4 protein-coding genes and 1 pseudogene are annotated in these 8,958 nt (G+C 33.8%); all 5 read right to left on the reverse strand.

Annotation, left to right across the window (positions count from 1 at the left end):
- Positions 1-8: 8 nt before the first annotated feature.
- Positions 9-4,520: a type VII secretion protein EssC gene (gene essC, locus ACFWDE_RS15295; protein WP_377893184.1), complete on the reverse strand. Its 4,512-nt coding sequence runs from the start codon at positions 4,518-4,520 to the stop codon at positions 9-11.
- A gap of 43 nt (positions 4,521-4,563) precedes the next feature.
- The gene (gene essB / locus ACFWDE_RS15300; protein WP_377893186.1) at positions 4,564-5,763 is read right to left on the reverse strand and encodes a type VII secretion protein EssB; all 1,200 of its coding nucleotides are present in this window, start codon (positions 5,761-5,763) and stop codon (positions 4,564-4,566) included.
- Positions 5,764-5,836: 73 nt separating this feature from the next.
- Positions 5,837-6,088, reverse strand: a complete 252-nt coding sequence (locus tag ACFWDE_RS15305) for an EsaB/YukD family protein (protein ID WP_377893188.1) — start codon at positions 6,086-6,088, stop codon at positions 5,837-5,839.
- A 4-nt stretch (positions 6,089-6,092) separates the two neighbouring features.
- Positions 6,093-6,596 (reverse strand): type VII secretion protein EssA, encoded by a 504-nt coding sequence (essA, locus tag ACFWDE_RS15310; protein ID WP_215558367.1) that lies wholly within the window; start codon positions 6,594-6,596, stop codon positions 6,093-6,095.
- A pseudogene (locus ACFWDE_RS15315) lies at positions 6,568-8,958 on the reverse strand (type VII secretion protein EsaA); the annotation flags it as partial. The gene essA and the pseudogene ACFWDE_RS15315, both read right to left, overlap by 29 nt.

The following is an 8,958-nucleotide window of genomic DNA, read 5'->3' on the forward strand; positions in this document are numbered from 1 at the left end:
ATCCCCCCTTAAATAGTTGGCACTTTAATTCTAGTAGCAAAACGATTTTCAACAAAATACCCTTCAAATGGATTTAATTTTGTACTACTTAAATCTTTATTAGATACATCAAAGACCATTTGGCCCGATGATTTTCTAAGTAAAATAACATGAGATTGCGCTTTTATTGTTTTTGAAACTAAATCGTATCGACTGTCGATTGAATCCACATCACAGCCAATTACAAAGTGTATGCCCATAAATGCACCATTTGTTATTAATTCCGCCAGACTATATATATCGCTATCTTCTAAATTACTTAAAATATCATTTACATCTGCAATTACGATTACAATCGGCTTAAATTTCTTAATAAATTCAGCTGGATTAACTGTTTCACTTGAAGCTTCCTGCTCCTCTTTAAACGCTGCTTCTCTCGACTTATAAGCATTTGTAACTTGTTTAATTGTTTGCTCAATCCCTTTTTTTTCAGCTACATATAAAGCAGCATTCTCTCTGAAGTTTGAGAAATTACGTGTTCTTGTATCAATTAAGCCTAGGTCAAAATGACCACTTTCAGCCAATTGTTGAAGGAATTGGTGAACTACATTTTCAACTTCATCTTTCTTAATGCCACCTACAACAATATTAGCCGCTTCAGTTAAATCTAATTCAAGAGGCGTAACACTTTCCGTTTCTACACCAATTGTTAGTTTGCCTGCTTCAATAATTTTTCTCGTTTCTGGCCATGCAATAAATTCTTTGTATTCCAGAACTTCAGGTACCATAGGAATTCCTTTTGGTCTTTCTCCATCCCAGAAGGAATCCATCTCTTTTCCTTCAGCCTGTATATTTTCAATTCGAGTAAGTACATCTTCTCCTTCTGCCGGTAAACCAGTTTGGAAGATTGTTGGTTCTTCTAGCTTCACTAAGCCACGACCAGCTAATTCCTCAATTTTCAAGTCAGTTCTTCCTACTACAGCTCTAGATTCCGCCTCATCTATCATATAAAGAGCAATTTGTAGTTTAATATTTGTATTTACTTGTACTCTCAATGCATTTTGACGTGTAGCCGTAAGCATTAAATGAATTCCTACCGCTGCCCCTTCACGTACAATTTGTGCAACAATGCGTTCAAAGTCTTCGACAAATCCAGCTTCTCTAACAGAATCATAGTTATCTAAAGTAATTAATACTGTTGGTAATACTTCTTTACTAGCTCTCTCATACATTTCAAGACTCGCAACACCATATTTACTTAGCAATTGCTTTCTATCTTTTAATAGGTCTTCTATGCGGCGAAGAAATTTCTCGCATTTTTCAACTTGGTCTAGTGTAATGATGTCTGCCACATGCGGTAAAGATTTTAATGGCATTAAACCGTTCGTTCCGAAGTCTAATAAATACACATGCAAATGCTCCGGACTATGCTGACGAGCTACATCCATAATGACTGATTGTAAGAATGTTGATTTTCCGTAACCTGGACTTGAGAAGACTGCTACGTGTCCGTCTTTACTAATATCTAATGTTAATGGTGTTTGTGATTGTAATTCTGGCTGATCTAGTAGGCCAACTGTTGCTTTTAATGGTTTCTTTTCTTTCGTCCATGCTTCTTTGAACTGAATAGCGTGTAAGTCTTGTAAATATACGCTTTCTGGAAGTGGTGGTAACCACGGTCTTGCTAACGCCTCAATTTCATTTACTTCTGCGTAATCGTGAATGTAGTCAATAACAGCATCAAGTTCAGATGGTACGCTTATTACTTCTTTACTGCTACCAAGTCCACTTAAGTCTTCACTTAATATTTCATATTGTCCTAGATCGTTTATTGCATATATCGTTGCGTCTAAATGTTCTTTATCCTCTTTGTTTTCTACATAATCCGCCCCGCTCCATGCCGATTGGAATAGTTCGTAAATTTCATTATTCCCAACTTGTAAATAGGCACGTCCTGGCAATGTAATTTCAGCAGCATCTGGTGTTTTTAAAATTTCATTACTATCTGACGTATTTTGAACTTTTAGTGCTAGTTTGAATTTCGAGTTACTCCAAATTTGATCATCTACAACACCACTCGGTTTTTGTGTAGCTAATATTAAATGGATTCCGAGTGAACGACCGATACGTGCTGTTGAAACTAACTCTTTCATAAATTCTGGTTGTTCTGACTTCAGTTCCGCGAATTCATCACTAATTAAAAATAGATGCGGCATCGGTTCGCTTACTAATCCTTCTTTATACAGTTTTTGATACTGATTAATATGGTTTACATCATTTTCCCCAAATAATCGTTGTCTTTTTTGTAATTCAGCTTTAATTGATGCGAGCGCTCTCATACTTTGCGCTCCATCTAAGTTTGTAATTGTTCCTAATAAATGCGGTAAGTTTTTAAATAAATTCGCCATACCGCCGCCTTTATAGTCAATAAGTAGAAATGCAACTTCGTAAGGGTGGAAATTGACTGCTAGAGATAAAATATACGATTGTATAATTTCCGATTTACCTGAACCTGTTGTACCTGCTATTAATCCGTGTGGCCCGTGAGCTTTTTCGTGTAAGTTTAAGTTTACGATATCTTCTTTCCCACGTAATCCGAGCGGTACAGCTAAAGATTTATGCGCTGCATTTTTCTGCCAGCGACTTGTAATGTTTAACTCTTTTATTTTTTCAACACCGTACATTTCTAGGAATGTTACGCTTTCTGGAATACTATTTTTTAAGTTTTGCAAATGATTCAACGGTGCTAATGCTCGTGAAACATCTTCTAAATTAAACCCTTTCGGTACATGATTCAATTTAAATTGACGGTTAACAAGCTCTCCTTGTTCTAAGATGATGTTCCCTTGTTTTGCATCTCTTATATCTATTACCGTTTTCACATGCTCTGGTAAACTTTGCATAACATCTTGTACAAATACAAGTGATACACCTAATTGAATCGGATCATCATTGAAAAATTCCATAACAACATGATCTAAAATTAGTTTTTCATCTGTAATGAGTACGATATAGTGTGGTGCGAAATACAGTTTTTCATTTGTAGAACTTTTTTCATCTACTTTTTGTTTTCTCTCTTTTAAAATTTGATATAAACTATTTAACACCTGATCTCGGCTACGATCATGGTATACAAATCCACGTACATTTATATCGCGAACACTTCCATGAGGTAACCAGCGCATCCAATCCCATTTCTCTTTTTCTTCTTCAGGAAAAATAGTAATAAACTGCAAGTCATAATAACTATGGAATAAAGCCGCTTGTACAACCAATAATTGTAATTGTTCTAACACTAAAGAGCGTTGTCCAATATAGCCAACTGGTCCATTCATTAAATCTGTAACAACTGGTACATCTTCCAATGAAAGATAACGCTGTCTTAGTTCACGCGCTATATCAATTAATTCATCTTTCGTTTGACTAAATTCTTCTTCATTAAATTGAATTTCAAAACTCGTATTAGCTTGTCCTGTCCCAACACTAAATGTTAAGAAATCATGATGTTGCATTGTTTTTTCATAAATACGAGGATTTACTTGAACAGCCATATTACGTATTACTTCAACATTTGGATTGTGATAATGTAATGCATGACGCTGCTTTTCACTTTCTGCATGTAAATCTTTCGTTTTTTGTTTTATATACTCTCTATAACTTTTATCACGTTCAACAATGTCGATTTTATATTGCTTTAAATTTTTTATATATGATGTGACGGAAACAATGATCGTTACTAATGTCATCGCAATCGATGCAATAATAAACATTCCATATTTCATAAAAATAGCAAGTAATACTGTTACGACAATCATGACAAGAGAAGGTGCAATGATTCTCGCCAAATGCTCAGTCGGTTTTGACGGCATACTTGAAGGTTTTGCAATTGTCATTTTCTCTTCTGGTTCACGGTAAATAATACGTGGTGAACGATGATAGTCTGGATAACCACTTTGATAAAATGTTTCTGATTCTACTAAAATAGGTAATGTAGATTTCACGTTTCCTTCTGAAGACAATACTTGAATATCTTCACTGCCAATCTCCATCAAAACACCATCAAAATATAATTGATCCCCAGCTTCTAACATAACGCTACCATTTAGTTTCGTATAATTATGAAATACATCCCCGTCATATACGTTCACTTTAAAAGAATCGTACAACGTTTCACGAGATAGCATTACATCTACACTACTCCCGTTAATAGAAATATCATCATAACTATTTTGACTGATTGTAAAAGAATGTTTCGTTCCTATATCAAACACTTTAGTTGTGCCAATAATAGATATAAAGACTTTTAAGCTCACGCCTTGATTTTTTCCAATTTCAAATTCTTTGTTGAATTCTATTAATTGATTTTCTATCATCCAAGCGTTTACTTCATTATTCCAGTTTAACTCTATTTCTTTTTCTAAACTTGGATTCGTAATATCATTTGTCCACTCTTTTCCAATCGACACTATTGATTGCTCATTTGGATGTAATGTGCACTTATATATTTTGTCTCCATAAGTCAATACTAATAGTTGCTCCATCCGTGTTCACTGCTCCTTTTCAACTGTCTCATCAAGTGCTTGCTTACCCTTTTTTCTCTGTGTCCGACAAGTCTTTATCGCTTGATGAATTGCCATATTTCTTTTTATACTCATCTAATTGTTGCTCATATGTTTTTAACTTTTGATCACGCTCTTCTCCTGACAAGTCCGGATTATTTTTCAGCGATTCAATTTGTTTAACAAGGCCGTACATAATAAGCTGCGGATCATCAAGTGTCTTAGCTAAATCTAATGATTTATCAAAATCACCTTTTCCGTTATACATCCAATACAGCAAATACTTTTCATCACTTTTCAAACTAATATTTTTCATAATCGATTTTTTTTGATCTTCACCTAGTTTTTCAGCTGTAATGTATGCAAATGCTAACTCATATTTAGATGCAATCGGTAATGATTCAAATTCCTCTTCACTTAATTGAGTAATTACTTTGTCATAATCAGTTGCTATGAAACTCGCATTTGCTTCTAATAATTTATTTTGATAAGGAAATTTTATAAAAGTGAAATATATTAAAGGAGCAACTAAAACAACTGTCGCCGCTATGAAGGAAAAAGCTAAATATTTAAATGATTTGTAGCTCTTTTTATGTACTAACTGCATATTTTTTTCTGTTTTTGTTTGTTCCTTCTCAAAGCTGTCATCCAAAAACTGCAGTAATGCATCTAAACTTTCCATTTGAGCAACGGTTTGTTCAAATGTTGTTTCTTTTGCATCTTTTAGTAACCCAGCATACAAATCATCAAAATTGTGCTTTTGGGAGAATAAAGCAATAATTAGACACTTATATTGTGTTAAAAATTGCTCTTCTAACAACGGGGTTGGTGGAACAATATCTCTAATTCCTCTATGTATAATACTTGGTATTAAATTAGCATTAAAAACTATGTTTTCAGGATGTAAAAAAAACGTTATTCGTTTATTTAAGTATTTACTAAATTGCGCAACATTCCTAAGCAGTCTTAATTTTTCATTCCTTCTAAGACTTACAAGATCGTCCCACTTATATAATTTTTTATCCACTTGAAATATAAAAGTAAACATATCATCCGTTTCTTCTATCGTTAATGGTACAAACTCAGATGATGCGCCCGTAATTATATCGAATTGACGGAAGTCTTTTATACGTGTTTGAGATTTGGTCATCTCCAATTTCCAATTTTCTTTTTCTATTTGAAATTGATAGTTCATTGCATCAATTTGAATTGTTTTTTCCGTCATTTTTATCCTCTTCTCCTTTTCTTTATAACCCGTAATAACTTATTTTCAAATAACTAAAAGTAAAAAATATTCTTTATAAAACTTGTAAAATATCTCCATCTGTTATTTGGTGATCAATTAAACGATCATTATCCGTTAAAACAATTGACTTATTTTTCACTTTAATTACAAAATGTGAACCTTCATGATTATCAATCTTTAGCGTATCTAATAAATTTCTCAATAAATATTTAATAGATTGATGATTCGGAATACGCAAATCATATGTATTTTCATTCCATTTACTAAAATCTACCGTTACATTAATATGTGTTTGTATTGCCATTACTTTACCTCCAACTTTTGCGAAGAACTGTATAAATACCGATGCAAATAAGTACAATGCCACCGCCAAATAATATTATTATTGTTGTACTAATTGGCTTTTCATTCATTGTTTCATTACTCGCTACTTCATCTGCACTTTTTCTCACAACGTATTCACTGCTAAACAAACTATTTTTCGTATCTTTAACACTATTTATTTCTTTTTGTTTTATAAAAAGAGAATCTCGTAAAGCTTCCATATCTTTTTGTTCTTTCTTTTTCTTTTTCTGAATTTCTTCTTCTACTTCTTTATTAAATAACTCAATCGATGCTTTATCTAATTCCGTTTCCTTATGTTCCTTTTTATTTTTTTCTTGGTCGCTTTCTTCAAGTCGATCCACTTTAAACTTAATCTTCCCATCATCACCAAGATAACTGTCAGCCGCGCTCCTTATCGGTAGCGCGACAAACAGTAAAAGGATAGAGAGAAATGATAACTTAGCCACTATGCTCCATTGTTTGATCATTTACTTCTTTTTCCTCCCATTTCTTATGCCATACAAATAGATTACTAACTAATCCGATAATGGCAATTACAAACAACACGATGAAAATAACTTTTCCAGTATCTTTACCGCTAATAAAATCATTTAGAAAACTTTCTATATACTGAAGCGGTGAGAATTGACGTACCTTTCCAACAGACGACATTTGATCTACTTTACTTCCAACTGCTTCAGTTAAAAATAGGTACATACTTAAAAATACTAATAGTATAAACATCCCTACCATTTTTATTTGTCGTAATAAGTATGTTGAGACCAATACAAACGCCATCATAATGATTGTGATAAACGCAATCCATAGTAAACTTTGATCTTGACCGAACTGTAAAAGACGTCCAGAAATGATACCTATACTAATTCCTTCCACAATTGATATACCGAATGCCACTACTGTAGTTGGTACATTCATATCAATTAATGAGAATTTCTCTTCAAAATGATCTGATTGCGTTCGTTTCTTTTCTTGATTCGCAATTGCGTATGCTGTAAATAATGCAACAATAAAACAAGTTAATACGATTAAATATGGTGTAAAAGCATTACCAGCTACAATTACTCCATCATTTTGTTTCTGAACTGGACTAGATAAAAATTGGTATAACATTTCATTTTGGCGATCACCAATTCGGCTATTAGCCAAAATTTTAGTAAAGTTTTTGGAGAATGATTTATCATCTTCCATTTTCTTTGTAAAGTCATTCAATAATGAATCAGCCTTTGAAACAATTGTCGTTCCGCTGTCTTGAATTTCTTTTGCTTGTCCATTAATTTGATCAAATGTTTTATATACATCGTCTGATGTTGTTAAACTATGCTTCGAACTCTCGACCAATGACTGACTTTGCATCATTAATGATTTAATACCAGAATCTAACGATAAAACAGCTGTTTGCTCACCAGTATTATTTGTCGTTAGCACTTGCTGTTCTTCAACTAGCTTTAAGCTACTTTCACGCCATTTCGCTAAACCTTTTAAATATTCTCCTAAATTTTCATTCATACTAGTTGCTTGCTGCGTCGTTACATTTAATTTCTCCGCTAGTAGCATTGAATTTTGATCCGCACTAGTAATGAATTGTTGATAAGAGTCTATTTTTTGTTTTAAACCTGTCATATCTTGCTTAACTTCTGTCGTAATACTAGATGAAACAAGGTTTGAAATTAAATCAATTAAGCTTTGTTTATTTAATGCGTAGTACAAAGATTGTTCAGTTGCAATTGCATCTAAACTTCCCTCTTCTAGCTTAGGACCTACATCTTTCGTTCTTAAATCAATCCCATAATACATTTCGTATAGACTAATTAAACTTTGATAACTTTCAACTGTATCTACTGCTTCTTGAATTAATACATTAGATGTATTATTTGTTAATTTTTCTGTTTTTTGATGTACAACTTGATTCGTCGTACTTTCAATAGTCGTTGAGTTACCACCTTGATTTTGGTTTCCTCCGTTACCTGTTCCAGGGTCTGGGTTTCCTCCATTACCTGTCCCAGGATCTGGATTTCCTCCATTACCTGTCCCAGGATCTGGATTTCCTCCATTACCTGTTCCAGGGTCTGGATTTCCTCCATTACCTGTTCCAGGATCTGGATTTCCTTCATTACCTGTTCCAGGGTTTGGGTTTCCTCCATTACCTGTTCCAGGGTTTGGGTTTCCTCCATTACCTGTTCCAGGGTCTGGGTTTCCTCCATTACCTGTTCCAGGGTCTGGGTTTCCTCCATTACCTGTTCCAGGGTCTGGGTTTCCTCCATTACCTGTTCCAGGGTTTGGGTTTCCTCCATTACCTGTTCCAGGGTTTGGGTTTCCTCCGTTACCTATTCCAGATCCACCTTCTTGGCTTCCTCCGTTATTCCCTGTTGTATTTTCCATTTTTTTGATAATAGGTTTTTTAGCATTGTGTACTAACGGCATTATGCCATACTGTGATTTATGAACCACATTTTCCACCTTGCTGTTTTCAGTTTGTGTTCCTTTATCTTCTTTATTAGGTTCTTCTTTTTCAGAACTAGTTTCTTTTTTATGATTCCCACTCAATTTCCAGTCCCACATTACAGGAGAGAAAACATCTATATTGATGTTTGGATTTTTTAACTTCACATGCAGATTAATCTTTATATCCCCTTCATTACGAGGAGGTATTGTAATTTCTCCTGCTTCGCTTTGAAGAAAGTCACTTGTACGATCCACATCATCAATATGTAAAGTTCCTGTATTTCCATATAGTTCAAATTCTTCTGGAATATTTATCTTCAAAGTTTGTGAAGATTCCATTTTAATTACGTTCGCCGTATCACTAAATGTAATTCCCTCTTTATAAAG

The sequence above is a fragment of the Bacillus sp. NPDC060175 genome, from assembly GCF_042728695.1.
Classification (GTDB): Bacteria; Bacillota; Bacilli; order Bacillales; family Bacillaceae_G; genus Bacillus_A.